This window comes from Rhodanobacter sp. Soil772, assembly GCF_001428385.1.
Lineage (GTDB): Bacteria > Pseudomonadota > Gammaproteobacteria > Xanthomonadales > Rhodanobacteraceae > Rhodanobacter.
In genome coordinates this window covers 1015046-1040323 of record NZ_LMSK01000002.1, presented here as the reverse complement: position 1 = coordinate 1040323, position 25278 = coordinate 1015046, and the positions used below count along the sequence as shown (strand labels likewise).

Genomic DNA, 25278 nt, shown 5'->3' with positions numbered 1-25278 from the left:
TTTCAGATCAGGCGCGCAGGCTTGTGGAAAGGCTGCGATGGCGACCGGTGAAAGACAAATAATTTGCCCGATCGACCAGGGAAGGTCGTCAAGTAATTGATTTTTAACAAACTTTGATGCGGCACTGCAACTTGTTATCGCTTGCCGGGACGCGTTACGCTTCACAGTCCCCCGCGTCATTAACGACACGCCCAGAACATTACGAGGATCACCATGAAGCATGTCCGAGGGTTAACCATGCTGGCCAGCGTTGCGCTGCTGCTGGGCGTGGTCAGCAGCCCGGTGCTGGCACGCAAGAGCGACGATGCCAAACCCAAGAAGGAAGTGCTGTATCCGAACGCGACCCGCGCCGAGCCGAAGCTCGACCTGACCAGCGAGAAGGATCAGAAAAACCTCAACGACGGCCTGGATGCGGTCAACGCAGGCGACAAGGCCAAAGCCGAGCAGATGCTGCAGCCGATCATCGACGGCAGCAAGAGCAAGTACGCGCAAGCGCTGGCGCTGCAGGGCATGGCCAGCCTTCACTACAACGACAGCGACTACAAGGGCGCGATCAGCTCGCTGCAGCGCTCGCTGGCACTCGGCGTGATGCCGAACGACACCTACTTCCAGTTGATGTACATGCTGGCGCAGTTCCAGATGGCCGACGAGCAGTACCAGCCCGCGCTGGACACGATCGCCAAGTGGCGCGCCGAAGGCAAGAAGGAAACCGCCGATTCGTACGCGCTCGAGGGCAACGCCCAGTACCGCCTGAGCAAGTACCCGGAGGCAATTGCCTCGATCAACAAGGCCAAGTCGCTGACCGACAAGCCGCAGCCAACCTGGGACCAGATCCTGATGGCCAGCTATGCCGAATCCGGCCAGGACGAGAAGGCCGCCGAGTTGGCCAAGAACCAGCTCAACTCCAATCCAAGCGATCCGAACGCGCTCAACAACGCGGTCGCGGTGCTGATGCAGGCGCACAAGTACCCGGAAGCGATCCAGATGATGGAGAAGGCCCGCGCCGGCGGCACGCTTACCAAGGACTCGCAGTACGTGAACCTGGCCAAGCTGTACCTGATCACCGGCCAGGAAAGCTCCGATCCCGCGCCGAACGCGATCAAGGCCGGGCAGGTGCTTGAGGAAGGCATGAGCAAGGGTGTGCTCAAGCCCGACGCGGAAACCTACGTGCTGCTGGGCCAGTCCGCCGAGATCGCGAACAACATCGACAAGGCGATTGGCTACTACAACAAGGCCCAGCCGATCGCCACCGATGGCGAGGCCGCATTGCGCGCCGGACGCCTGCTGCTGAGCGAGAACAAGTACAGCCAGGCCAAGGGCCTGATCCAGCAGGCCATCGACAAGGGCGTGAAGCACAAGGGCACGGCGTACATGCTGCTGGCCGAGTCCGAGCGTGGCTTGAAGAACAAGCCTGCTGCGATTGCCGCAATGAAGAAGGCCGCACAGGATCCGGAGACGGCTGCGAAGGCCAGGGACTGGCTGAAAAAGACCGGCGCGGGCTGACCGATCGAAGCGCGCGGCAGGCCGCGGGGTGGATGGACGTCCATATCATCTGCCCCGTGGTGCTATACAAATGCCATGTGCTGTTGTACCGTTGAAACCTTTCCCTAGCGTCTCCCCAGTGGCTAAGTTCCTTCCGGGTCCGTCCAGGCATCAGACGGTTTCGGGCCAAGCCCTGCGGCAACGTTCTCCTTCGGTTTGATCAGCTTCAGATAGTGACAGATGGCCTCAAGTAACGAAGAAATCGGGCGCGAGCCGTTTAGTTGGAAACGCACCTGGGCATTGGCAGTTGCCATCGGGCTGCATGCGTTTGCATTCCTGTTGATCGTGGCGCCGATGGCGCCGCCGAATCAGAACCACAAGGAAAAGGAACGCATCGTCCAGGTGAACTTCATCGAGCCGCCGCCGCCGCCGCCGCCGCCACCGCCGCCGCCGCCGGAGCCGCCGAAGCAGCCGCCGCCGAAGATCATCCAGCAGATCAAGCCGCCGCCGACTCCGCCGCCGCCGACTCCGCCACCACCGGTGGAAGAGGTTTCGGCGAATGCGACCCCGGCACCACCGCCGGCACCGCCAGCTCCACCGGCGCCGCCTTCGGATATCACGGCCAGTTCGGATCTGAGCTACAACAGCCGTCTTCAGCCGAAGTATCCACCGCAGGCGATCCGTCAGCGGCACGAAGGTACGGTGGTGCTGATGATCCTGGTGGGCGTGGATGGTTCGCCGAAGGACATCAAGATCGACCGGTCCAGCGGCTACCACGAACTCGATCGTGCTGCCATGGATGCCGCACGTCGTTGGCGCTTCAATCCAACGATTCGAAATGGACAAAAAGTTGAAGGGTACGCACGCGTTCCGGTCAACTTCAATCTCAACCAGCTGTAACCGGATCCTTCCGGTTTACAGTTACAGTTCACGCTTGACTTCCCTAGGGTAGCGTTATGTTCCTACAGACTCCTGCAACGACCGATGCCGCACAGGCCATGGGTGGCAATACCAACGCCGAAGCCATGAAAGCCATGGGCTTCGACAATTTGATCCAGAACTTCGACTGGCTCGGCTGGGTCGTCTTCGTGACCCTGGTCGTGATGTCGTTCCTGTCGTGGTACTTCATCATTGCCAACGGCATCCGCAATGCGACAGTGAAGGCTCGCGCCGACAAGGTCATCGGCGGCTTCTGGGGCAACGGCTCCACCCAGGACGCGATCCGCGAACTGGAAGCCCAGCCGCGCAGCGAACCGTTCTCCAAGATCGCGCTCGACGCCGCCTCCGCGGTGGCCCATCACCAGCAGGCCACGTCGGCGGCAGGCACCACCGGCCGCCTGGCCGAGTCGCTGAGTCGTTCGGAGTTCATCGACCGCGCCCTGCGTCAGGCCGTGGCTCGCGAGAGCATGCGTCTGGAAGGCGGCATGACCCTGCTCGCCACGGTCGGTTCCGCTGCACCGTTCGTCGGTCTGCTCGGTACCGTGTGGGGCATCTACCACGCCCTGATCCGCATCGCCGCCTCCGGTAACGCGTCGATGAACGCGGTGGCCGGCCCGGTCGGTGAGGCGCTGATCATGACCGCGTTCGGTCTGTTCGCCGCCATCCCGGCGCTGTTCGCCTACAACTTCTTCAGCCGTTCGAACCGCGTGGTCTACGCCCGCTTCGACGAGTTCGCGCACGACCTGCACGACTTCTTCGCGACTGGTTCACGCGTCGAAAGCTCGAAGTGAGGGATTGACCCATGTCGATGAGCGTAGGAGACAATTCCGGCGGCCCGATGTCGGAGATCAACGTCACGCCGCTGGTCGACGTGATGTTGGTGCTGCTGATCATCTTCATGATCACCGCGCCGCTGATGTCTCACTCCATCACGATCGATCTGCCCACGGCGAACCCCAAGACCAAGGATGCGGAGCTGCCGGTGGCGCCGCTGGATCTGGCGGTCAAGCAGGACGGCAGCATGTACTTCAATGACCACTTGGTCACCGAAGCCGAGTTGCGGGCGCAGTTTGCGGTGAATGCGCAGAAGTCGCCCCAGCCGGAACTGCAGATTCGTGCGGACAAGAACACCGAGTTCAAGATCGTGAAGAAGATCATCGGCGACGCCAAGGATTCGGGCATGGTGCATGTCGGCTTCATGACCACTGACGCGCCGAAGGGGTGACGAGATGTCTTTCTCTACCAACACCAGTGGACCGATGTCGGAGATCAACGTCACGCCGCTGGTCGACGTGATGCTGGTGCTGCTGATCATCTTCATGATCACGGCACCGGTACTGGCGCACAAGATCCAGGTCGATCTGCCGCAGCCGAATCCGAACCCCACGCCGCCGACCACGCCGCTGGATCCGATCCATCTGAAGATCGACCAGGCCGGTTCGCTGTACTGGAACGACACACCGGTCGACGAGTTGGGCCTGAAGGCGCAGCTCGCGGTGATCGCCCAGCAGAGCAACCAGCCGGAAATCCAGATCGCCGCGGATGACGCGGTGGCCTATCAGCACGTGGCACGAGTGCTGGCCGACGCGAAGAGCTACAACCTGGTCAAGATCGGTTTCACCGAGAACTTCTGACCTGGTGCTGCTGCGGCAGCGCGCAACATCGAAGACCCCCGCCCTGCGCGGGGGTTTTTGTTTGTGCGGGCGGACCCGGGTGCAATCCTCAGCGCAGGATCTGCAGGTAGTTGCGCACGGTAGTGGCCAATCCCTCGTACAGCGCCTCGCCGATCAGGGCGTGCCCGATGGAGACCTCGGCCAGCCCGGGGATCGCCGCCTTGAACGTGCCCAGGTTCGCCTGACTGAGGTCGTGCCCCGCGTTCACCGCCAGGCCGGCCTGTTGCGCGCGCCGCGCGGTGTCGGCACAGGTCGCCAGGGCTGCCGCGGGCTGGCCGTCGGCGAACGCCTCGGCGTAGGGGCCGGTATAGATCTCGATGCGCTGCACGCCGATTACCGCGGCCAGGTCGAAATCCTGGCTGCCGGCATCGACGAACAGGCTGACCCGGCAACCGAGGTCGCACAGCTCGCCGACCAGCGGACGCAGCTGCGCGATGTCGCGGCGCAGGTCGAAGCCGTGGTCGGAGGTGATCTGGCCGTCGCTGTCCGGCACCAGGGTCACCTGGGTCGGGCGCACTTCGCGGGCCAGCGCGAGCAGGCCCGGGTACTCGCCGCGGGCGTCGGCGAACGGATTGCCTTCGATGTTGTACTCGACCCGCCCGCGCAGCATCGCGGCCAGCGCACGCACGTCGTGCGGCCGCACGTGGCGCTGGTCCGGGCGCGGGTGCACGGTGATGCCGCCGCAGCCGGCCTCGATGCAGGTCTGCGCGGCGCGGCAGATATCCGGTTCCCGGCCGCCGCGCGAATTGCGCAGCACGGCGATCTTGTTGAGGTTGATGCTGAGCAGGGTCATGGCGGGCAGACGATCCTGGGCGGTTGAGGGCGATCGGCATGGCGGCCCCGGTTCGCGCGGGGCCGGTCGATGGGCCGGAAACAGTGCACCGATCAGTCGCCGCTGGCAAGCGCACCGAAGCGGATCCGGCGCTCGTCGCCGCGCCACGCCAGCGCCGCGACCAGGCTGCTGTCGATATCCAGCCGTTGCAACTGCCAGGCGCCGACGTCGTCGCCCTCCAGCCGTTGCAACTGCAACCGATCGGCGGCGCTGGCGATGCTGAGCCGGTTCAGGCCGAACGCGATGCCGCGTCCCAGCGCCTTCAACACAGCTTCCTTGGCGGTCCACAGTTCGAGGAAGGCGGCGCTGCGCTGCGCCGCCGGCAACGCGGCCAAAGCCGCGGCTTCGTCGGCGCTGAAATAGCGTTCGGCGATCTCCAGTGCGCGTGCGCGCGGACGCAGGCGCTCGAGATCGATCCCCGGCGCAAGGTGCCGGCCGATCGCGATCAGCGCCTGCCCGTCGCTGTGCGACCAGTTGAAGCCGAGCGACGGATCGTGCCCGGCGGCGAGTGCCGGCCGGCCGTGTTCGCCGTCGGTCAACGTCACCTGCTCCGCGGCGATGCCGAGGTAGGCGGCCAACACCGCGCGCAATGGTGCCCGCCCGTGCGCCGGTCGGTAGTCCAGCCGCCACACATGAATCTCGTCATCGCGCAGGTGCTCTGCTACGTTGGCAAGCGTCGGTGCGTGCGCGGCGGTCATTCGTGCATGGTGCCGCCGGCGCCGCCACGGCACAAGCGCGCGACTCGCGTGCAGCCGTGTCGGCTGTCGATCCGTCTGGCTGGGGAGAACGAGGCTTGATCCAGGGTTGGTTGCTGCTGCTGGTGTCGCTGCTGTACGTCGGGCTGCTGTTCGTGGTGGCCTACGCGGGCGACCGTCGGCCGCTGTACCCGCGACAGCCGCGCCTGCGTCCGATCGTCTACAGCCTGGCGCTGGCAGTGTATTGCTCGTCGTGGACGTTCTACGGTGCGGTCGGCACGGCGGCGCGCGACGGCCTGGCCTATCTGCCGATCTACCTCGGTCCGATCCTGCTGTTCGTGTTCGGCTTCGGCCTGCTGCGCCGGCTGGTGCAGGTGGTGAGGCAGCGCAACATCACCTCGATCGCGGACTTCATCGGCGCGCGCTTCGGCAAGTCGCACGGCCTGGCGGCGCTGGTGGCAGTGATCGCGGTGATCGCGGTGGTGCCGTACATCGCGCTGCAGTTCAAGGCGGTGGCGATGTCGTTCGGTGTGCTGGGCGGCGTCAGGCACGGCATGGTGACGGCCGGCGGCATCGACAGCGCGATGTGGTGCGCGGCGCTGCTGGCGGTGTTCGCGATCCTGTTCGGCACGCGCAGCATCGACGCCACCGAGCATCACCACGGCATGATGCTGGCGATCGCGCTGGAGTCGCTGATCAAGCTGCTGGCCTTCGTGGCGCTGGCCGGCTACGCGCTGTGGCAGGGGCCGGGGCTGGTCAGCACGGTGCAGCTGCCGCTCACGCAGTTGAGCCACGGCCTGTCACCGGGTTTCCTGGCGCAGACGATGCTGGCGTTCTGCGCCATGTTCTGCCTGCCGCGGCAGTTCCAGATCGGCATGGTCGAGTGCGAGGACGCCAACGACCTCACCCGCGCGCGCTGGATGGTGCCGCTGTACCTGGCCATCGTCAGCATGGCGGTGCTGCCGATCGTGGCGGCAGGCGCGCACATGCCGCTGGTGCGCGATGGCGCCGCCGACGCGTGGGTGCTGACCCTGCCGATGGCGTACGGCGATCGCGGCATGGCGCTGCTGGCCTTCATCGGCGGTTTCTCGGCGGCGACCGGCATGGTGATCGTGGCCTCGGTGGCGCTGTCGACGATGATCAGCAACGACCTGGTGATGCCGGCGCTGCTGCGCATCCGCCGGCTGCGGCTGGAGCAGCGCAGCGACCTGTCGCACCTGGTGCTGGGCGTGCGTCGGGTGGCGATCATCCTGCTGGCGGTGATGGCCTACGCCTATTACCGGGTCGCGGCGAACGCGGAGAACCTGGCCGCCACCGGCCTGCTCGCGTTCGCCGCGGTGGCGCAGTTCGCGCCGGCGCTGATCGCGGCGCTGTACTGGCGCGGTGCCAGCCGCCGCGGCGTGATGGTGGGCCTGGCCGCCGGCTTCGTGATGTGGCTGTACACCTTGCTGCTGCCGGCGCTGATCCGTTCCGATCAGTGGCTGCAGGCCGGGCCGTTCGGCTGGGACTGGCTGCGCCCGCAGGCGCTGTTCCACCTCAGTGGCTGGGAGCCGGTGATGCACGGCACGTTCTGGTCGCTGCTGGTCAACGTGGGCTGCCTGGTGTTCGTCTCGCTGCGCCTGCGGCCCAGCCTGGAGGAACGCCTGCACGCGGCGATGTTCATGGACGCCGATCCGGCCAGCGGCAGCGGCAGCGGCGACTGGCGCGGCCGCGTGGCGGTGGCTGACCTGCGCACCATCGCCGAGCGCATCGTGGGCGAGCGCAGCAGCGTGCGCGCCTTCGAGGAATACGGCCAGCGCCGCGGCAAGCCGCTGCTGCCCGGCGAAGCGGCCGACCGCGCCTTGATCCAGTACACCGAGCGGCTGCTGGCCTCGGCAGTGGGCGCGGCCAATGCGCGGCGCATCCTGATCAGCGCGCTGTCCGGCAGCGGCCTGGACGTGGCCGAGTCGATGGCGCTGTTGGACGAGGCTTCGCAGGAACTGCGCTTCAATCGCGAGCTGCTGTCCACCACGCTGGAAAACGTCTCGCAGGGAATCAGCGTGGTCGACGCGCAAATGCGCCTGGTGGCGTGGAACCGGCGCTACCTGGAGCTGTTCGACTACCCCGACGGCATGGTGCACGTCGGCGTGCCGGTGGCCGAGCTGATCCGCTGGAACGCCGAGCTGGGCGAATGCGGCCCCGGCGAGGTGGACGGCCATGTGGCCAAGCGCATCGACTACATGCACGCCGGTTCGTCGCACCTGTTCCAGCGCATCCGCCCGGACGGCACGGTGATCGAGATGCGCGGCCGCGCGTTGCCCGGCGGCGGCTACGTCACCACCTACACCGACGTCACCGCATACAAGCACGCCGAGCAGGCGCTGATCGAGGTGAATGAGACGCTGGAGCAGCGCGTCGAGCAGCGCACCGCCGAACTGTCCGAGGCGCTGGTCGCCACCGCGCAGGCGCGCCGTGCGGCGGAGACCGCGAACATCTCCAAGACCCGCTTCCTCGCCGCGGCCAGCCACGACCTGCTGCAGCCGTTGAATGCGGCGCGCCTGTTCACCTCGGCGCTGCGCCAGCACCCCGGCCTGGATGCGGAGGCGAGCGGGCTGGCCGAACGCATCGACGCTTCGTTCCGCGCCGCCGAAGACCTGCTCGATGCGTTGCTCGACGTCTCGCGGCTGGATGCCGGCAGCTACCACCCGGAAGTCGGTGCGTTCGCGCTGGCCGAACTGTTCGATTCGCTGCGGGCGCAGTTCGCGGTGGTCGCCGAGCAGCGCGGATTGCGCCTGCGCGTGGTGCCGACGCAGCTGGCGTTGCGCAGCGACCCGCAGCTGCTGCGCCGGATCCTGCAGAACTTCCTCTCCAACGCCTTGCGCTACACCAGCAAGGGCAGCGTGCTGCTGGGCGCGCGGCGGATGGGCGCCGACGAGGTGCGCATCGAAGTGTGGGATTCCGGTCCCGGCATCGCGGCGGAGCAGCGCGCGCGGATCTTCGGCGAATTCCAGCGGCTGGAACAGCCTTCGCCGTGGGGCGAGAAAGGGCTGGGGCTGGGCCTGTCGATCTGCGACCGCCTGGCCGGCATCCTCGGCCACCGGCTCGATCTGCATTCGCGGGTCGCGCACGGCAGCTGCTTCGCGGTGACGGTGCCGCGCAACGAGGCGGTGCCGGCGCGCCGCCAGCGGGTGCAGCGCGCCGGTCCGGACAAGCAGCTGCCGCTGACCGTGCTGTGCCTGGACAACGACGCCGCCATCCTCGACGGCATGCGCGCCCTGCTCAGCCGCTGGGGCGTCGATTGCCGCATCGCGCTGGATGTGGAACAGGCCCGCGGGGAACTGGCGCGGGGTTCGATCGACCTGGTCCTGGCCGACTACCACCTGGCCGATGGCGTCGACGGCCTGCAGGCGCTGCAGCAACTGCGCGGCGTGCTGGGCAAGTTGCCGCCGGTGGCGATGATCACCGCCGACGGCAGCAGCGAGCTGAAGCAGAAGGCGCGGGCGCTCGGTTATCCGGTACTGCACAAGCCGGTGAGGCCGGCCGCGTTGCGTGCGTTGTTGACCGCTCTGCTGCGCCGATAGGGCGGCCGCCGCATCAGTCTTCGCCGTCGGGCAGTGCCGGCATGTTTCCCTGGTCGACCGCCAGCTGGCTGGCGAGCAGCGCGACCTGGGTGCGGTTGTTGACGCCGAGCTTGCGCATGATCGCGGTCATGTGCGCCTTCACGGTGGCTTCGGAGACGCCGAGTTCCCACGCGATCTGCTTGTTCAGCAGGCCTTCGGCGATCATCGTCATCACGCGGAACTGCTGCGGCGTCAGCGCGGCGATCTGTGCGGCGGCGGCGGCTTCGTCGGGCCGCAGTTCGCCCGGAGCGCCGAGCAAGGCCGGCGGCAGCCAGACGTCGCCGTCGAGCACGGCACGGATCGCCGCCACGATGTCCTCGCCGGCGGTGGATTTGGGAATGTACGCCGAGGCGCCATGCGCCAGCGCGCGGCGCGCTACTTGCGCTTCCTCGTGACCGGACACCACGATGGTCGGCAGCCCGGGGTACTGCCCGCGGATATGCGCCAGCGCGGAGTAGCCGCGCGCGCCCGGCATGTGCAGGTCGAGCAGCAGCAGTTCGGCGTCGGGGAATTGTTCGATCAGGCCGAGCAGCGCATGCACGCTGTCGGCGCTGTGCACGTGCGCCTGCGGCAACGCGGTCAGCACCGCCCGCTGCAGGGCGTCGCGGAACAGCGGATGGTCGTCGGCGATCAGGATGTCGGGCATGGAGTCGAAGCCGGGATTGGGGATTCGGGATTGGGGATTCGGAGGAGCGGCTCTTGCAAATCCCGAATCCCCAATCTCGAATCCCGCTACTTGATCAGCCGCTCGTCGACCAGGTTCTTCACCACGCCGGGATCGGCCAGGGTGGTGATGTCGCCGAGCTGGTCGGGCAGATTCTCGCCGATCTTGCGCAGGATCCGGCGCATGATCTTGCCCGAGCGGGTCTTCGGCAGGCCGGGCGCCCACTGCAGGTAATCCGGCGTGGCGATCGGGCCGATCTCCTTGCGCACCCAGGCGACCAGTTCCTTGCGCAGTTCGTCGCTACCGGTTTCGCCGGCGATCAGCGTGACATAGGCGTAGATGCCCTGGCCCTTGATCTCGTGCGGGCAGCCGACCACGGCGGCCTCGGCCACCTTCGGATGCGATACCAGCGCGCTCTCCACTTCGGCGGTGCCCAGGCGATGGCCGCTGACGTTGATCACGTCGTCGACGCGGCCGGTGATCCAGTAGTAGCCGTCCTCGTCGCGGCGCGCGCCGTCGCCGCTGAAGTAGTTGCCGGGGTAGGCGCTGAAGTAGGTCTCGATGAAGCGCTGGTGGTCGCCGTAGATGGTGCGCACCTGGCCCGGCCAGGAATCGGTGATCAGCAGGTTGCCCTCGGCCACGCCGTCCTGCACGGTGCCTTCGGCGTCGACGATGGCCGGCTTGATGCCGAAGAACGGCAGCGTGGCCGAGCCCGGTTTGGTGCCGATCGCGCCGGGCAGCGGCGAGATCATGATGCCGCCGGTTTCGGTCTGCCACCAGGTGTCGACGATCGGGCAACGGTTCTCGCCGACCACGCGGTTGTACCACTCCCACGCTTCCGGATTGATCGGTTCGCCGACCGAGCCGAGCAGGCGCAGCGAGGCGCGCGAGGTCTTCTTCACCGGCTCCTCGCCTTCGCGCATCAGCGCGCGGATCGCGGTGGGTGCGGTGTAGAAGATGCTGACCTTGTGCTTGTCGATCACCTGCCAGAAGCGGCTGTAATCGGGGTAGTTCGGCACGCCCTCGAACATCACCGTGGTGGCGCCGTTGCACAGCGGGCCGTACACCACGTAGCTGTGGCCGGTGACCCAGCCGACGTCGGCGGTGCACCAGTAGACGTCGTCCTCGCGCAGGTCGAACACCTGCTCGTGCGTGTAGCTGATGAACACCAGGTAGCCGCCGGTCGAATGCTGCACGCCCTTCGGTTTGCCGGTGGAGCCGGAGGTGTACAGCACGAACAGCGGATGCTCGGCCTCGACCGGCGTCGGCGGGCAATCGGCGCTCTGGCCTTCCATCAGCGTGTGGTAGTAGCGGTCGCGCGGCGATTGCATGTTGATCGCGCCGCCGGTGTGGCGCACCACGATCACCGTCTCCACGCTGTTGGTGCCGGGCCGTTCCAGCGCCGCGTCCACGTTGACCTTGAGCGGGATGCGCTTGCCCGCGCGCAGGCCCTCGTCGGCGGTGATCACCACCTTGGCGGTGGAGTCGGCGATGCGTCCGGCCAGCGAGTCGGGCGAGAAACCGCCGAACACCACCGAGTGGATCGCGCCGAGGCGGGCGCAGGCGAGCATCGCCACCGCCGCTTCCGGGATCATCGGCAGGTAGATCGCCACGCGGTCGCCCTTGACCACGCCCAGGTGCTTCAGCGTGTTGGCGAACTTGCACACTTCGGCATGCAGCTCGCGGTAGGTGATCTTGCGCGACGCCTTCGGGTCGTCGCCTTCGAAGATGATCGCCACCTTGTCGCCGCGCTGGGCCAGCTGGCGGTCGAGGCAGTTCGCCGACACGTTGAGCTGGCCGTCTTCGTACCAGCGGATGTGCAAATCCTTCGGGTCGAACGAGACGTCCTTGATCTTCGTCGGCGGCTTGATCCAGTCCAGGCGCTGGCCGATGCGGCCCCAGAAGCCTTCCGGGTCGTTGACCGACTCGGCGTAAAGGCGTGTGTAGTCGTCGTGGCGCAGGCGCGACGCGGCGGCAAACGAGGGGTTGACCGGATAGAGCTTGGACATGGCTGGGCTCCTGCTGGCTCGGCGTGGAAGGTGGCGACAGGGATACCGCGGCAGGCATCGGTGCCCGGCGGTGTGCGGACTTCGAGTGTAGCCCGATCGATACGCAGGCGGCGGCGCGAAGCCGGCTCGACTTTGGTCGAAGTTCGACCAATGGCGAATAGTCGCTCGCGCTGCAGCATGGCCATGCTCGGCCCGTCATCGACCTCGGGGAGACGCACGCATGACCACGCAACACACCCACCGTTATTCCGCGCTTGCCCTGAGCATGGCTTGCGCCCTGATGCTCCCGCTGGCTGGCCACGCGCAAAGCGACACGCACGAGCAGCAACTCGAACAGCGCGTGGCGCAGCTCGAACAGCAGTTGAACGAATTGAAGGCGATGATCCAGGCGCAGAAAGCCGCGCCCGCAGCGCCGGCGGCACCCGCGCAGAATGTGGCGGCGGCTCCGGCCACTGCGACGCCGGTATTCAGCAGTGCCCCCGGCGTGTCGGTGGCGCTGCACGGCTTCGTCAGCGCCAGCGCGTTCAGCCAGAACAAGAGCTTCACCTATGGCAACGGCCAGAACGCGCTGTTCCCGATACCCGGCTCGAAGGGTTCGCTCTCCGGCGTCGACGTGCGCAACACGCGCTTCTGGCTCGATTTCAAGGGCGCCAAGTTTGCCGGCAACTGGAGCGGCGGCGGGCGCATCGAGATGGACTTCTTCGGCGGCTTCAACGGCACCGGTGCCTACAGCCAGCAGCAGCCGACGCCGCGCCTGCGCCAGGCCTACATGGACCTGACCAATCCCGAGAGCGGCACCACGGTGCGCATCGGCCAGCAGTGGGACCTGATGTTCCCGGTCGACAGTTCGCCCACCTCGCTGGCGCACATCGCGTTCCCGCTGGGCTTCGGCTCCGGCTACGGCGGCTGGCGCTTCCCCGGCGTGGTGGTGATGCAGGACCTCAACCACGGCAGCACCGGCGCGCAATGGCGGCTCGACGTGGGCGTGTTCGAAGGCACCTGGAGCGGGCCCGGCAACAACGTCAACTACCTCACCGCCGGCAGCGCCGGTTTCCGCCCGCAGGTCGAGGCGCGTCTGCACGTGCAGGACAAGAACTGGCTGGCGTACTTCTCGGCGCATTACAGCAAGGTCGACCTGCGCGGGGTGGGCGGCACCGCACCCACGCCGATCCGCTCCGACGTCAAGAGCGTGGGCTACGAGATCGGCGGCCAGTGGAAGCCCGGCCCGTGGACGTTCAAGGGGCTGGCCTATGCCGGCAACGGCCTCGGCGAGATCTTCGGCGCGATGTCGCAGTTCGGCGACATCAAGGAGCGCGGCGGCTTCGTGCAGGCGGGCTACAGCTTCACGCCGAACTGGAGCCTGTACGCGTTCTACGCGTACAGCAAACCCGATAGCGGCGATGTGATCGCCTGGATGGGCAACGGCTCGACCGGGCTGCTGCGCAACCGCCAGACGGCGATGAGCCTGCAGTACACCGCCGGTTCCTACGACCTCAGTGTCGAGTGGATGCACGACAAGCTCGACTCCACCAGCAACGGCGTGGATCGCAAGACCACCAGCGGCAACCAGGTCAGCCTCAACGCGCTTTATCGCTTCTGAACTTCGCGGCGGCGTACCGCGTGTACGCCGCCGCTGATTGCCCTCCCGTCGCGTCGGGAGGATGACGAGGCGCGGTCTGTTCGAGGGACGATCCGCGTCTCCCAACTTCTCCCAGGCGTTACCGGGAGAGGCATCTCACTATCTCGGGAGGGGAAACATCATGGCCACAAATGCGATTGACGCGACCGGCAGCGGAGCTGGCGTCAAGCTCGACGTCAGCCACAAGCGGGTGATCCTGGCGTCCAGCCTGGGCACCGTGTTCGAGTGGTACGACTTCTACCTGTACGGCTCGCTTGCCGTGATCATCGGCCACCAGTTTTTCTCGGGGTTGAACGAGGCGAGCCAGCTGGTGTTCGCCCTGCTCGCGTTCGCCGCCGGCTTCGCGGTGCGCCCGTTCGGTGCGCTGGTGTTCGGCCGGGTCGGCGACCTGGTCGGGCGCAAGTACACCTTCCTGATCACCATCGTGATCATGGGCCTGTCGACCTTCTTCGTGGGCCTGTTGCCCAGTTACGGTTCGATCGGCATGGCGGCGCCGGTGATCCTGATCGCGTTGCGCATGCTGCAGGGCCTGGCGCTGGGCGGCGAGTACGGTGGCGCGGCTACCTACGTGGCCGAGCACGCACCGAAAGGCAAGCGCGGCCTGTACACCAGCTTCATCCAGATCACCGCCACCTTCGGCTTGTTCCTGTCGTTGCTGGTGATCCTCGGCTGCAAGTGGCTGCTCGGCGACAAGTTCGACGACTGGGGCTGGCGCATTCCGTTCCTGCTGTCGTCGCTGCTGCTGGCGGTGTCGGTGTACATCCGCCTGCAACTGGCCGAGTCGCCGGTGTTCAAGAAGATGAAGGAGGAAGGCAAGCAGTCGAAGGCGCCGCTGACTGAGTCGTTCGCGCGCTGGGGCAACCTCAAGCTGGTGATCCTGGCCCTGTTCGGCGCTACCGCCGGCCAGGCCGTGGTGTGGTACTGCGGCCAGTTCTACGCGATGTACTTCCTCGGCAGCACATTGCGCATCGACGCCACCACCACCCAGCTGCTGATTGCCGCGGCACTGTTGATCGGCACGCCGTTCTTCGTGGTGTTCGGCTGGCTGTCCGACAAGATCGGCCGCAAGCCGGTGGTGCTGGCCGGCTGCCTGCTCGCCGCGCTGACCTACTTCCCGATCTTCAAGGGGCTCACCCACTACGGCAACCCGGGCGCGGAGACGGCGCGTGCGACGGCACCGGTCACCGTGCTCGCCGATCCGGCCACCTGTCACCTGCAGATCAACCTCACCGGCACGCAGGTCTTCACCAGTTCCTGCGACGTGGCCAAGAGCTACCTGGCCAAGCGCGGCGTGCCGTACGACAACGTCGCGGCGCCGGCCGGTTCGCTGGCAAAAGTGACCGTGGGCGAAGCCAGCCATGAGGCGTTCGAGGGCAGCAGCCTGGCCAAGGCGGACTTCACCGCGCAGAACAAGGCGTTCACCACCAGCCTCGGTGCCTCGCTCGACCAGGCCGGCTACCCGGCCAAGGCCGACCCGGCGCGTACCAACTACCCGATGCTGATCGTGCTGCTGACCTTGCTGGTGTTGTACGTCACCATGGTCTACGGCCCGATCGCGGCGTGGCTGGTGGAGATGTTCCCGACCAGGATCCGCTACACCTCGATGAGCCTGCCGTACCACATCGGCAACGGCTGGTTCGGCGGCTTCCTGCCCTCGGTCTCGTTCGGCATCGTGGCGCTCACCGGCAACATCTACTCCGGCCTGTGGTACCCGGTGGTGATTGCGATGATGACCTTCGTGATCGGCCTGCTGTTCGTGGGCGAAACCAAGGACGTCGACCTGCGCGACTGAGTGCGGCCACCAGGGTACGGAAAACGCAGCGGCATGAGCCGCTGCGTTGTTCTTTGGCCGCCGTGAACCGGGCGGATCGTCAAGCGCGCTTGACCAGACCGATGAGCACCAGCAGCACGATCGCGCCGATCATCGCGTAGACGATGCTGGTGACGATCGGGCTGCCGAGACTGAAGCCGATGCCGAGCATCGGCAGCAGCCAGCCGGCGAGAAACGCGCCGATGATGCCGACCACGACATTGCCGAGCAGGCCGAAGCCGAAGCCGCGCACGATCAGGCCGGCCAGCCAGCCTGCGATCGCGCCGATGAGCAGGAAAATGATCAAGCCGGATGCAGTCATCGTGAACTCCCAGGAAATGCGGGGCGGCGGGATGCCACGCCGTGACGTCAGCGCAAGCGTCCTTGTTCCGCCGTGCAGCGATCGTGATTGAAGGGTGACGTTGCCGATCCGCGCCATGCACGCGCAGCGGCGATCCGGGCGCAGGCGCCAGTGTGGCGGAAGGCCATTGCGCACGAGGTGCGCTCCTGCGGGGATTCGGCCGCGTTACCGCCCGGAGCGTTCGTGCTTCAGCGGCAGCTTGCCCTCGCGCAACCGCTTCAGGTCGTACTCGGACAGGCTGTCGTCACGCGCATTGCCGGCGATGCGCGCCTGCACGAAGGCCAGCGTGGTGGCGAAGATGCCGACCAGCCCGACCAGCATCCAGAAACCCCAGGCGCCGGCGCCGTGGCGGGTGAAGCACAGCACGAATGCAAACACGGTGAGGGCGAGCAGCAGCCAGCGCATGAGGAAGCCCCGACAGGTGGGAACGCGCCGCCGGCGGCGGCCGATGGCCGCATCATAACGCCGCCATCGCGCGTCCGGCGCGCGCCGGATCACGCCGCGAAAAGATGTCGCGACGGCTGAGACGTCGCCGCGCGAAACTGCACGGATGGACGATTCTTCGCCACCACCGACCTCTCCGGAGCAGCTCCCGACCACGCGCCTGCTCAAGGGCCGCGGCGCCGCTTCCAATCCCGAGGGCCGCTTCGAAAGCATCCGCCACCAGGCCGAGGACGACGGCTGGCAGAGTGCGCTGCTGGACGAGGATGCACCGCGCCCGCGTACCGAGGTTACCGAGGAGCGTGCGCGCAGCGTGATCAGCCGCAACGACTCGCCCGACATCGCGTTCAGTCAGGCGATCAACCCGTACCGCGGGTGCGAGCACGGTATGACGTACTGGTAACTGTACAGTGCGCTTTGGTAGGAAATATCCCTTAGAACCAACGCATTGCCGAGATCATGTGCTGAACAGTTCTGAGGACGACCCCATGATGTGGTGAACACTCTTTGCCACGGTCGATTCGCAGAGCGCTCATCGAGTCCATTCAGACGAACTGCAGCAGCGTGAGCGATTCCTGAGCTAGGTTTAGTCCGAAGGATTCGCGCGGTTACTCCGCGGCCAGCAAAAGATTCGAACCGATAGTGGTGCAGATTTCTCCTGTTCACGTATCTCCAGTTTGCCGGGCACGCTCTCGCTGGAGCGATACAGGCAGTGCAGCTTCACGTGGCTCATGACAGCTCCGCCGCCGTGTGTCCTGGTCGGCGTGTTAGGATTTGCAGAGGCGCTGGTCGACGCCCGCTGCTCACCACAGGCAAACCCTCACGGGACGGCATCCAACTGAAAACACCTGATTCCCACCTGTTGGCGGATCTGGGCAGTGAGCACCTGGCGTTCGCCTCCAGCGAGGAGTCAGCACCATGCGTTTCATTCCCACCAGCACGGCCAAGGTTGAGTCCCTCAGGAAGCAGGCGAAGCGCTTGCAGAGAAATGGGGGAGGCAAGCACGCCGATCTGCTAAATCGCGTTGCCCGCACCGCCGGGTACGAGCACTGGCACCACGTCACGCTGTGTTTCCGTGAGACTGAAGGGATCTCCGCCGACCGTTCGCTTATTGGCACCGTCGAGAAGATCGTGCAAGCCGAGCTGGCTGGTAAGCCGCTCATCATCTCCACCGGCAGCGAAACATCGACTTCCCAGCCTTTCATGCTGTTCGCCAGCGGCATCGGTGATGCGTGGATGCTGGATCCATTCGGCCAGAGAGCGCTTTGCCTTGTTTGGCGAGGACAGCGGCAGTCCCCCATCGTGCGCGAAACCCCCGATCGCCTGGAGATCCAGTGGGAAGGCTCGTATGAGTTACGCGGCGAGTTTTTCTCCGTCGATGTCGACCATCCACTTATCGGCCAACGCACCATTGGTGGCTACCCGGTTGAGCAGTTGCGAAGTCTGACTCTGTCTGTGCAACCGGTAGAGCGGACGATCGACCAAGTGATCCGGCAAGACGATGCCGTCGAGCTTTCGCTAGAGATCATTAGACAACTCATCAAAGCGGGCTGGTCGACCGACCAACTCACTGCTGCCGCCCGTCAAGGGGCGCGGTACTCGCCCTCGCGGGATTCGGTAGTGTTTCCGGCAATGGTCGCGCCGGAATGAGGTCAGTATAGGGCTCAACCGGGGGAGCCCGTGGAGCATTCAGCACGGCTCGCGGCCGCGATGACAGGGTCAAGGATTTGGCTTGCGGCGTGATCGCGCGGAAAGGTCGCGTTTCAACGCCATGTAGTCGCGGCTCTCCGCTTCAAAGTAACGTTTGAGATTGATGCGGCATTCTCGAATGGAGAAATCCGAAGTCTTTGCCATTCGTTGGGCATCCATCTCCACGTAATGTTTGCAGTGTTTCGAAAATTCCGCAAAGAAATCCCATGGCAGTTCGTCATGGGACATCATGGGTGGGTGTGACATCAAGTCCCGAGACGGGAGCATGGTTAAGAATTTCTCTCTGAATTCCCGTTCCATGCGAGCTCTGTTTTCCTCTGACTCCCGATCCCGCTGTCGTGGGCGTATGCCAACGTACTTAGGGTTGAGATTGTGATGGTTGCGATGTACAAGGCGCCACAAGATCAGGTTATAGAGGCCGGAATTGGTACGCCAACGATTGTCGAACACTTTTGCTGCAGCGATCGTCGCCCAGAGATAGATGTGTGCCTCCTGCAGAGCCATGCGATTCATGGCTATCAAAAAAGCGCATCCCAGCAAGGCGATAGCGTCGCAGCTAGCAAAATCTGCGATGCGATAAGCGCATTGTTCGAGTATCTGCGAGTTGTTTTTTTGCACAAAAGGATGATCTAAGCCCACATGCTGCGCGACCGAGCACTCCAAGCCGGTGGCCTGCGCCACCCCAAGCCGTGTCATGAGCGATTGATGGGCATCGTGCACCCAAGCTCTGGCGGGTTCCTTGGACCCTAGCAGTATCCAAAGCTCTGACTGGTAGAGGTCGGTGGCCTCGATATGTTTGGGTTCGAAAGAGACGGCTTTCAGAAGCGTCTGGCCGTTGATCCCTCTTACTTTGGCCGGATCGCTCCCGCTCCGATAGATGCGGTTGAAAGTACGGGTTCGAGAGGCAACCTTGCCTACGCTATCGGTGGGGGTACCAAGATCGATTTGCGGCCGCCAATAGCCGTCCAAAGCGTCCCAAGACATATTGGCCGTGCGATAGACCAGCCACGCCCACAGGCGATGCCTGACCTTGATGGCGACATCGTCGAGGGGGCGGCCGCGGCGACGCGCCGGCTTTGTAGTTGGAGTGTCAATATCCATGATATGGCGGTGTATTTGCGCACCACAAAAGTATGCGGAAATGCTTCGCAACGCCACAAGCAGTCAGAACCCACTATGTCTGCATACATTTCTTTTTGCATCGGAGGACCTCAGGGAGGCATCCCGGGGAACCTCCTCCAAGCGCACGGTGAATTCCAGTCTGGTGCTGCACTGTGGAGGGCATTGGGCTACCCCAGTGAGCGACCGTTCCAGCCGGCAGCGCAGCTGCGCATCTCGCTCTTCGCCTTCGACTCCAACATCGGATGCCGTGGGCTTACGGCGCTTGCGGCATTTGAGGAATGCTCAGGTGTCCAGAGCCAGCCTGTGACGGTGTTCTATGAGCCAGGCGGGTATCGGGTTCGTTACACGCCGAATTTTCGGGTGTCGTTGTCCTTGATGCCGGGCGAATTGGCTGTCGCCGGCGTCGGCCAGAAAGGTATGCCAAGGCCAAGCCATTACATCTCAGGCGGCGACAATGCGAAATGATGCCGAGACGACTCCATTCGTGGAGCTGAGCGTCTACGTATGTATTGCGCAGATAGATGCCGAAACGCGCAGTGAGCTGCTGAGCCGATCGGTTGAACCGCTGCCCAACGGGCTGCATTTTCTAGTTTCCGGAACCACGGGCAAAGTGGTGCAACCCGTCCTGGAATTCCTGCGTGACAAGTACATACGTCGTCTGCTGCCAAACCATAAAAACCAGCTCAAAAAAAGCATCAACACTCGAAAAGCGACCGCCTACGACCTGAAGGATTTTTACGATTTCCTTGATGCGGAGAAATTGACCCTCGCTGACGTCGATGACGCAGCACTCAATACATACGTGCAATCGATGACCAACAGCCCATCCCCCGTGACAGGGCGACCCTACGCGGAAAGAACCGTCATTCGCCGCCTTTCGTCCGTAAAGCTTTTGTGCGCGTGGGCCCAGAGAAACGGGCTACTCCGTCATCGCTTTTGCGTGGCAGACGTGGAAGCGAATCTTGCGCGCGACGATCGATTTCTCGCCCACTTGAAATCGGTTCGTCGCACTGAAAAATTCGCACCGGAAGTTGACGAGCCGACGGCACCCGACAAATCCGAAAGCGTAAGGATCCCGTCGTTCGACGAGACGAGACGGATACTCGACGCGCTTGGGCCACCCGCTCCGATTTCGATCTTCGCAACTGTTCCGAACCTCTCGGAGAAAGAGTTCTGCCGTGACCGAATCATGGCGCAGTGCGCGCTCTACGCGGGACTACGGCGATCTGAAGTCTGTGGGCTTGAACTCAGCATGCTGACTGCGGTGAGGATTGCGGCAGACACGTTGCCCGAACAGATGCAGGACATCCGCATATTCGGCAAGGGAGCCCGCTGGCGCAGGGTACATATCCCCACTTGGCTCATCCAGGCGATGCGCTATTACATAGCCACCGAGCGGGCCGAGGTGGTTGCAGCCGCCAGCAAAAGAGACCCCGCCTATTCGGAGCCAGATAGAGTTTTTCTCAGCAGCGTGAGCGCTCGTACGGGACTCGGATCGGCTGTATCGCCCGATTCACTCGATCGAATTTTCCGCAAGGCGCAGGAGGAAATGTCCATGGGGCCTTTGCCAAGGGAGCCGTTCTCTTACGAAAAGCCTGAGCGGTATGTTTTTCACGATCTGCGTCATGCGTATGCCGTATTGACCTACATCCTGCGGAAGCAGCGAGGCGATGCCGATCCTATCAAATACATCCAGGGGCAACTCGGGCACGTTCACATGTCGACCACCTCCGACATTTACTTGGCACGCGCTACGGCTCTCGAGTCGACCTTGTTCGACCACTACAACAGTGGGGTAAAAATGCTGGTCCAAACTTATGGCTAAGCGTGGAGCTGCTAAATCAAGGCATTCAAATCGAACCAACGCTATGGCGTTGTCTCAAGACGGCGACAGAAGGGTGTCGACGCAGATCGATGCTGTAATGCATGATGCCGAGAATGGGTCTCTGTCTATCCGGCTATCGGGATTGCACGGCCGGGACCCAAAAGAACTCAACTGCTCGTCGTGGCTGGCTGCACCAAAGCTGGCTATGGCATTCGGGAAGATATCTCTTGCCATCCGGTTCCGAGCGTTCAGGACTCGTGAGGCACATTTTATCGACTTGACGTATGGGATTTTTGCTTATTGCGCGAGCGATCCAAGGTTCAGCTGCCTGGCCATTTCGAATCTTGATAGTGCGTTCGTTAGTGGGTTTGTGCGTGAGTGGCTAAGTCGTACCAACGACGATGGATCGTATGTCTTGAGTGGCTATACACGGACGCACTACCTCGGCGCGCTCCGAAAAGTCATCCGTGCGTTGAAAGATATGAACTGCGCGGACCTTCCGGACGATTGCGAAATCCCAAGCAATCCATGGCCGGGCGGCACGCTTGTCACACAACCAAAAGAGCCGATGACACTACGGCAAAGTACGGCCTTCTATCGGTACTGCAGGGCAGGCGTCGCCGCTCAAATTGCAGAAGTTGAGGCCGTCTGGACGTCGGCAGATCAGGCACGTCGCGTGTGTTCGTATGTTGGCGAAACTCCGCTGCCACATCGCGGACGCACAGTGGGTATGGCTTATCTACGCGCGGCATATCTGGCCAACGGTTACCTTCCCGAACAAAAGGTGCTCAAGGCCACCAACGCCGAACTGTTCAAGATCACCGCAGAATTCGGCTACCAGACGATTGCCCGCGCTTTAGCGCCTCTCGCCGGCGACTTGACGAAGTTCGTCTTTCTGCTGGCTTTCGCCACTTTGCTGAATGCTCAGCCGCTGTTGGATCTCGAGTTGAGCCATATCAAAACGAAGAAGATTCTGGGCACAGAAAGGATATTTCTGTCATCGCCAAAGAACAGATCTGGCCGAAAACAACACTTGAATTTTGCAGAGTCAAGCGAGGGCGATAGCCCATACCGGGTTATCAAGTTCTTAATTCGGTGGACAGAACGCTTGCGCGATCTCTGCCCCGAACAAATGCGGAACTACCTCTTTTTATGTGTGCCGCGAAACAAGAAGGGTCGAATCCGTGTCGAGACGCTACATCAAATGGGGCAAGGGAAGAGCGTTCTATTTCATTCGCACATCATTGGCTTTTGCAAAGCGGGAGGGTTTTCGTGGATTGGACTTCGGTCGGTTCGAGCAACGGGCGCAGAAATTGCGGACCTTCTTTTTGGTGGCGATATCCGTAAGACAAGTGCGCTCCTCCAACATAGCGGGTTGGGGGTGACGGAGAAGTACTACCGATCCCGCCTCGCTCAGCGTCGCCAGTCCGAACAACTTGCCGTTGCCATGGACCGACGCGAGCGGTGGATAGCTAGTCAAGGCAAGATCGAACCGCGAAATACGCCGCAAAGCGAAGAGGTAGGTGCGGCCACGCCGGGATTTCGATGCCTGGATCCATGTGATAGTCCCCTACGCGGCGAGCGCCAAGGACGACTCTGTACTGCCTATGGTCAATGCCCGGCGTGTCCCTTTGCGTCGGTCGACGTCAAAAGCCCCTACGCACTCGCGCGAGCGCTTCAGGTGCAGGTACTTCACCACGATGCGCGTGAGCGACTTGGTGCCGAGGCTTGGCGCCTGCGATGGGGCGAAAGCTACGAACGCCTGGTGGGGTTTTGGTTGCCTCAGTTTGATGATGTCGATGTGCAAAATGTGGCAGCACAACTCCCACTCCCACCACTGCCACCCTTGGACTAGCCACATGAACGAAACCATACGATGTGCACAGAGCCATGTGGATTACGCTGATCTCGCAACGCTCTATGTGAGCGAATATTCGCGGTTCATAGACAACATCTGGAAAATGCCGCAAAACATCCCAGGCCAGGCTACCAAGTACGGAACCATCGATTGGAATGTCGAACTTCCAGACGGATCCTTGCTCACGGACAAGGAGAACGCATTTTTACTCATCCAGTTCAAGGTGCTGGTGTGGTCATTGTTTCATGCGCCTCGTGAAGCGAACGCGGCTGCTGCGGGATCCATGACGGCTATCGCGCAAGGTGTCACGAGCGTGGCAGCGTGGATGGTGTCGGAGGGCATGACACATTTTGACGAGATCGATAGCACGGCGAGTTGGGATTTTGTGCGCTTCTTCGTCGAGTCGCATGAGGAGATGAAGTCGAAAAGCCAAACCAGGCCGCGGGTGGTGTCAAATGCGACTGCGTCGGCGAGGCTTGCTCTTCTGTCGTATATGTATCGACAGCGTCGCTCCCTGCGCGAACTCGGGGTTGAGCCCCCACCCGAGCCACCATATGACGGAAGGTCAATCGATGATGTCGTGCAAAACGAGTTGGATCTTCATCGACGCGGCAAACTGGATCCGATTCCAGACGACGTCGCGATTCCGCTCCTGAGCTCAGCTATCAGGCTTATCGGACAACCAGCCGAGGATGTCCTCGCGCTACAAGAGCTATGTATGCATGCATTCGAGCATGCACCAGGGACCATGGAAGGGAAATGGTGTCGGCTAGAAAAGTATCACGCGGTGCTCGCTGAGCTGGATTCGTTTGAGTTTGCGCACGTCGAAGGGGAAACAAAGGCGTGGCATGGGCCGATTCGTCCCACAGAGCGGCGACTTCGAGATGGTCGCGTGGGCACCCTCCGGGGTACCCAGCTCCTGCGTAGACTTGTCATCACCATTCAGTCTGCCGCCATTGTCTGTATCCAGGCGTGCACAGGCATGCGAGCCCACGAAATCTGCGGCCTAGACGCCGGGTCCTCTACAGCGAGCGACCTTCCGGCATGCATTACGCCCGAAGTTTCGTCGGATGGTCTGATGGAGATTTTCTATTGTCATAGCGTAGAGGCCAAACAGAGCAAGATCAGGACCCGCTGGGTAATTGGCGCGCGGAGCGTAGGAAGCAACTATCTGCCGCCATCCGTTCGCGCGTTCAAGGTGTTGTGGCTGTTGTATGGGCGATGGCGGAAGCTGGGATGCACATCGAAACTACTGATAACTTTTAGCGCGGCAAAGGGGTTGCCACGGAAGGCCAGATCGATCGGCCGCATGACCGTCGTGGCCCTTACCAATCTCCAGAAGGACTTTCTGCGCGAGCACTGTGATTTGTCGAGCGCTTCCGAAGCAAGTCGGGCGGAGTTCCTGGAAAGGCACCGCCTGCGTGGACATCGGTGGCGTACGACATTTGCACTATTTCTCTTTCGGATCGACTCCGGGTTGCTGCCCGCGATCTCACGGCATTTCCACCATCTCAGTACAGCGATGACCGAGCGCGGCTACATCGGCAACGATGTATCTCTTATTGAGACACTCGATAGTGTCAGGACGATGGAAACCGCTCGATTTTTGTTGGAAGCCATTGAAGGCTATCGTCCGACAGTGGGAAGCGTGGCCAAATTGATCGCACAATTTCGTGCAAAGTTGCAGGAAGATCTGCAGGAGCCGACGTTGACTGCGGCTGTCGCCTTCATAGTCGAAAACGACCTGCGGATATTCTTTTTGCCGTATGGACATTGCTTTTTGCCTCTGCAGCCCGAGGCGTCGCGGTGCCACGAGCTTGGCGATACTACTCATTGGTCGCAGCGTGGCCCGAATGTTGGTTTTCGATCGCCGTCGGTGTGTGTTGGCTGTCCGCTTTTCGTGGCTGACGGCGGACATCTCGCGTTTTGGGAGCAGCGAGCGGCTTCCCATGCGGCGGCGTTGGTCGATCGTTCAAAGCGCGATCCCGCATTAAGGGTCGTGCAGGCGCGCCTCAACCAAGCCAAAGCAATGGTGGGTGTCTTGTCGGCGAAGATAAGAAAAACCGAGGCAGCACCGTGCCCAGAAAGTCGCGCGTGATGCTGGACGAGAGTGTCGAGGGTCAGTTCGAGGCAGCGCTCCAGAGACTACTAGCGGGAACGCCTCGATCCCCGCGTCTCGCCACGCTGGCGCAAAAACGCAAGATTCGAGTGTCCTTCGCGGTGATCGCGGAGGAAGCGGGACACAGCCGCACCTTGATCGGATTCGATGGCTGTCAATATCAGAAATTCCGCGAGAAGGTAAAGGCCATTCTCGCGAAGGGGCCGCGGGCGGCGGACCTGGCGCACGCTTTGGAAGCGGCGCATGAACGGATTCAGGCTCTTGAGGCAAAACTCTGCTTGAAAAACAGCATTCAGGCGAGCCTGCTGCTTGAACTCAATGCCAGGGAGCGCGCACCGCCGCGTACCCTCGGCAAGGTGACCCACATATCGCGATGAAGGCCTCGAATTTCCACGAGGGTCCGAGAAAATTATTGTGCGTATCGGTTAGACGAAGCACTTTTGTCCAATTGGGCAACAGCCTGTTGCCCAATTGATACACGTACTGAATAGTCAGCAATC

General features: G+C 63.2%; 20 protein-coding genes and 1 pseudogene. 14 read left to right on the top strand and 7 right to left on the bottom strand.

Annotated features, from left to right (window positions below; genetic code table 11):
- Positions 1 to 237 precede the first annotated feature (237 nt).
- The 5 genes from ASG75_RS11085 to ASG75_RS11065 all read left to right on the top strand — a co-directional run bounded on the left by ASG75_RS11085 (position 238) and on the right by ASG75_RS11065 (position 4055).
- Positions 238 to 1503: a tetratricopeptide repeat protein gene (locus tag ASG75_RS11085; RefSeq protein WP_056388841.1), complete on the top strand. Its 1266-nt coding sequence runs from the start codon at positions 238 to 240 to the stop codon at positions 1501 to 1503.
- 219 nt (positions 1504 to 1722) lie between these two features.
- Positions 1723 to 2382 carry an energy transducer TonB gene (locus ASG75_RS11080; protein ID WP_056388840.1) on the top strand — a complete coding sequence of 220 codons (660 nt, stop codon included), beginning with the start codon at positions 1723 to 1725 and terminating at the stop codon, positions 2380 to 2382.
- A 98-nt stretch (positions 2383 to 2480) separates the two neighbouring features.
- Positions 2481 to 3212 (top strand): MotA/TolQ/ExbB proton channel family protein, encoded by a 732-nt coding sequence (locus tag ASG75_RS11075; protein WP_056388839.1) that lies wholly within the window; start codon positions 2481 to 2483, stop codon positions 3210 to 3212.
- A gap of 11 nt (positions 3213 to 3223) precedes the next feature.
- A complete protein-coding gene (locus ASG75_RS11070) occupies positions 3224 to 3646 on the top strand; it encodes a biopolymer transporter ExbD (protein WP_056388838.1) in 423 nt (140 codons plus the stop codon).
- A 4-nt stretch (positions 3647 to 3650) separates the two neighbouring features.
- Entirely contained in the window at positions 3651 to 4055 is a 405-nt protein-coding gene (locus ASG75_RS11065; protein WP_056388837.1) for a biopolymer transporter ExbD, read from the top strand.
- 88 nt (positions 4056 to 4143) lie between these two features.
- On the opposite strand, the gene ASG75_RS11060 is transcribed toward ASG75_RS11065, so the two are convergent.
- Together ASG75_RS11060 and ASG75_RS11055 are read right to left on the bottom strand one after the other, a co-directional pair.
- Positions 4144 to 4887 (bottom strand): pyridoxine 5'-phosphate synthase, encoded by a 744-nt coding sequence (locus ASG75_RS11060; RefSeq protein ID WP_056388836.1) that lies wholly within the window; start codon positions 4885 to 4887, stop codon positions 4144 to 4146.
- Between the two features lie 92 nt (positions 4888 to 4979).
- Entirely contained in the window at positions 4980 to 5624 is a 645-nt protein-coding gene (locus ASG75_RS11055; protein WP_056388835.1) for a 4'-phosphopantetheinyl transferase superfamily protein, read from the bottom strand.
- A gap of 95 nt (positions 5625 to 5719) precedes the next feature.
- Between ASG75_RS11055 and ASG75_RS11050 the strand changes: the two genes are divergently transcribed.
- Positions 5720 to 9181: a PAS domain-containing hybrid sensor histidine kinase/response regulator gene (locus tag ASG75_RS11050; protein WP_200935669.1), complete on the top strand. Its 3462-nt coding sequence runs from the start codon at positions 5720 to 5722 to the stop codon at positions 9179 to 9181.
- 13 nt (positions 9182 to 9194) lie between these two features.
- On the opposite strand, the gene ASG75_RS11045 is transcribed toward ASG75_RS11050, so the two are convergent.
- Together ASG75_RS11045 and acs are read right to left on the bottom strand one after the other, a co-directional pair.
- Positions 9195 to 9866 (bottom strand): response regulator transcription factor, encoded by a 672-nt coding sequence (locus ASG75_RS11045; RefSeq protein WP_056388834.1) that lies wholly within the window; start codon positions 9864 to 9866, stop codon positions 9195 to 9197.
- Positions 9867 to 9952: 86 nt separating this feature from the next.
- On the bottom strand, positions 9953 to 11893 hold the full coding sequence (acs, locus tag ASG75_RS11040; RefSeq protein WP_056388833.1) for an acetate--CoA ligase: 1941 nt from the start codon (positions 11891 to 11893) through the stop codon (positions 9953 to 9955).
- A 220-nt stretch (positions 11894 to 12113) separates the two neighbouring features.
- Here acs and ASG75_RS11035 point away from each other — a divergent pair, with 220 nt between their 5' ends.
- Positions 12114 to 13493: a carbohydrate porin gene (locus tag ASG75_RS11035; RefSeq protein WP_056388832.1), complete on the top strand. Its 1380-nt coding sequence runs from the start codon at positions 12114 to 12116 to the stop codon at positions 13491 to 13493.
- A 160-nt stretch (positions 13494 to 13653) separates the two neighbouring features.
- The gene (locus tag ASG75_RS11030; protein ID WP_056388831.1) at positions 13654 to 15324 is read left to right on the top strand and encodes an MFS transporter; all 1671 of its coding nucleotides are present in this window, start codon (positions 13654 to 13656) and stop codon (positions 15322 to 15324) included.
- A 79-nt stretch (positions 15325 to 15403) separates the two neighbouring features.
- On the opposite strand, the gene ASG75_RS11025 is transcribed toward ASG75_RS11030, so the two are convergent.
- Entirely contained in the window at positions 15404 to 15781 is a 378-nt protein-coding gene (locus tag ASG75_RS11025) for a GlsB/YeaQ/YmgE family stress response membrane protein (RefSeq protein WP_235580196.1), read from the bottom strand.
- Positions 15782 to 15868: 87 nt separating this feature from the next.
- Positions 15869 to 16108: a hypothetical protein gene (locus ASG75_RS11020; RefSeq protein ID WP_056388828.1), complete on the bottom strand. Its 240-nt coding sequence runs from the start codon at positions 16106 to 16108 to the stop codon at positions 15869 to 15871.
- Between the two features lie 145 nt (positions 16109 to 16253).
- Here ASG75_RS11020 and ASG75_RS11015 point away from each other — a divergent pair.
- A pseudogene (locus ASG75_RS11015) lies at positions 16254 to 16532 on the top strand (radical SAM protein); the annotation flags it as partial.
- A gap of 530 nt (positions 16533 to 17062) precedes the next feature.
- Positions 17063 to 17794 (top strand): hypothetical protein, encoded by a 732-nt coding sequence (locus ASG75_RS11010; RefSeq protein WP_056388825.1) that lies wholly within the window; start codon positions 17063 to 17065, stop codon positions 17792 to 17794.
- Between the two features lie 69 nt (positions 17795 to 17863).
- On the opposite strand, the gene ASG75_RS16300 is transcribed toward ASG75_RS11010, so the two are convergent.
- Positions 17864 to 18955 carry a hypothetical protein gene (locus ASG75_RS16300; protein ID WP_157616941.1) on the bottom strand — a complete coding sequence of 364 codons (1092 nt, stop codon included), beginning with the start codon at positions 18953 to 18955 and terminating at the stop codon, positions 17864 to 17866.
- 505 nt (positions 18956 to 19460) lie between these two features.
- Here ASG75_RS16300 and ASG75_RS15995 point away from each other — a divergent pair.
- From ASG75_RS15995 to ASG75_RS10985, 4 genes are all read left to right on the top strand, one after another.
- Positions 19461 to 20801 carry a tyrosine-type recombinase/integrase gene (locus tag ASG75_RS15995; protein ID WP_162253105.1) on the top strand — a complete coding sequence of 447 codons (1341 nt, stop codon included), beginning with the start codon at positions 19461 to 19463 and terminating at the stop codon, positions 20799 to 20801.
- Between the two features lie 73 nt (positions 20802 to 20874).
- Positions 20875 to 22656 (top strand): hypothetical protein, encoded by a 1782-nt coding sequence (locus tag ASG75_RS16295; RefSeq protein ID WP_157616940.1) that lies wholly within the window; start codon positions 20875 to 20877, stop codon positions 22654 to 22656.
- Positions 22657 to 22660: 4 nt separating this feature from the next.
- Positions 22661 to 24757 carry a hypothetical protein gene (locus ASG75_RS10990; protein WP_157616939.1) on the top strand — a complete coding sequence of 699 codons (2097 nt, stop codon included), beginning with the start codon at positions 22661 to 22663 and terminating at the stop codon, positions 24755 to 24757.
- Complete coding sequence (locus tag ASG75_RS10985; protein ID WP_157616938.1) at positions 24754 to 25155, top strand: hypothetical protein; 402 nt, start codon at positions 24754 to 24756, stop codon at positions 25153 to 25155. The genes ASG75_RS10990 and ASG75_RS10985 overlap by 4 nt, the downstream gene beginning before the upstream one ends.
- Positions 25156 to 25278: the final 123 nt, after the last annotated feature.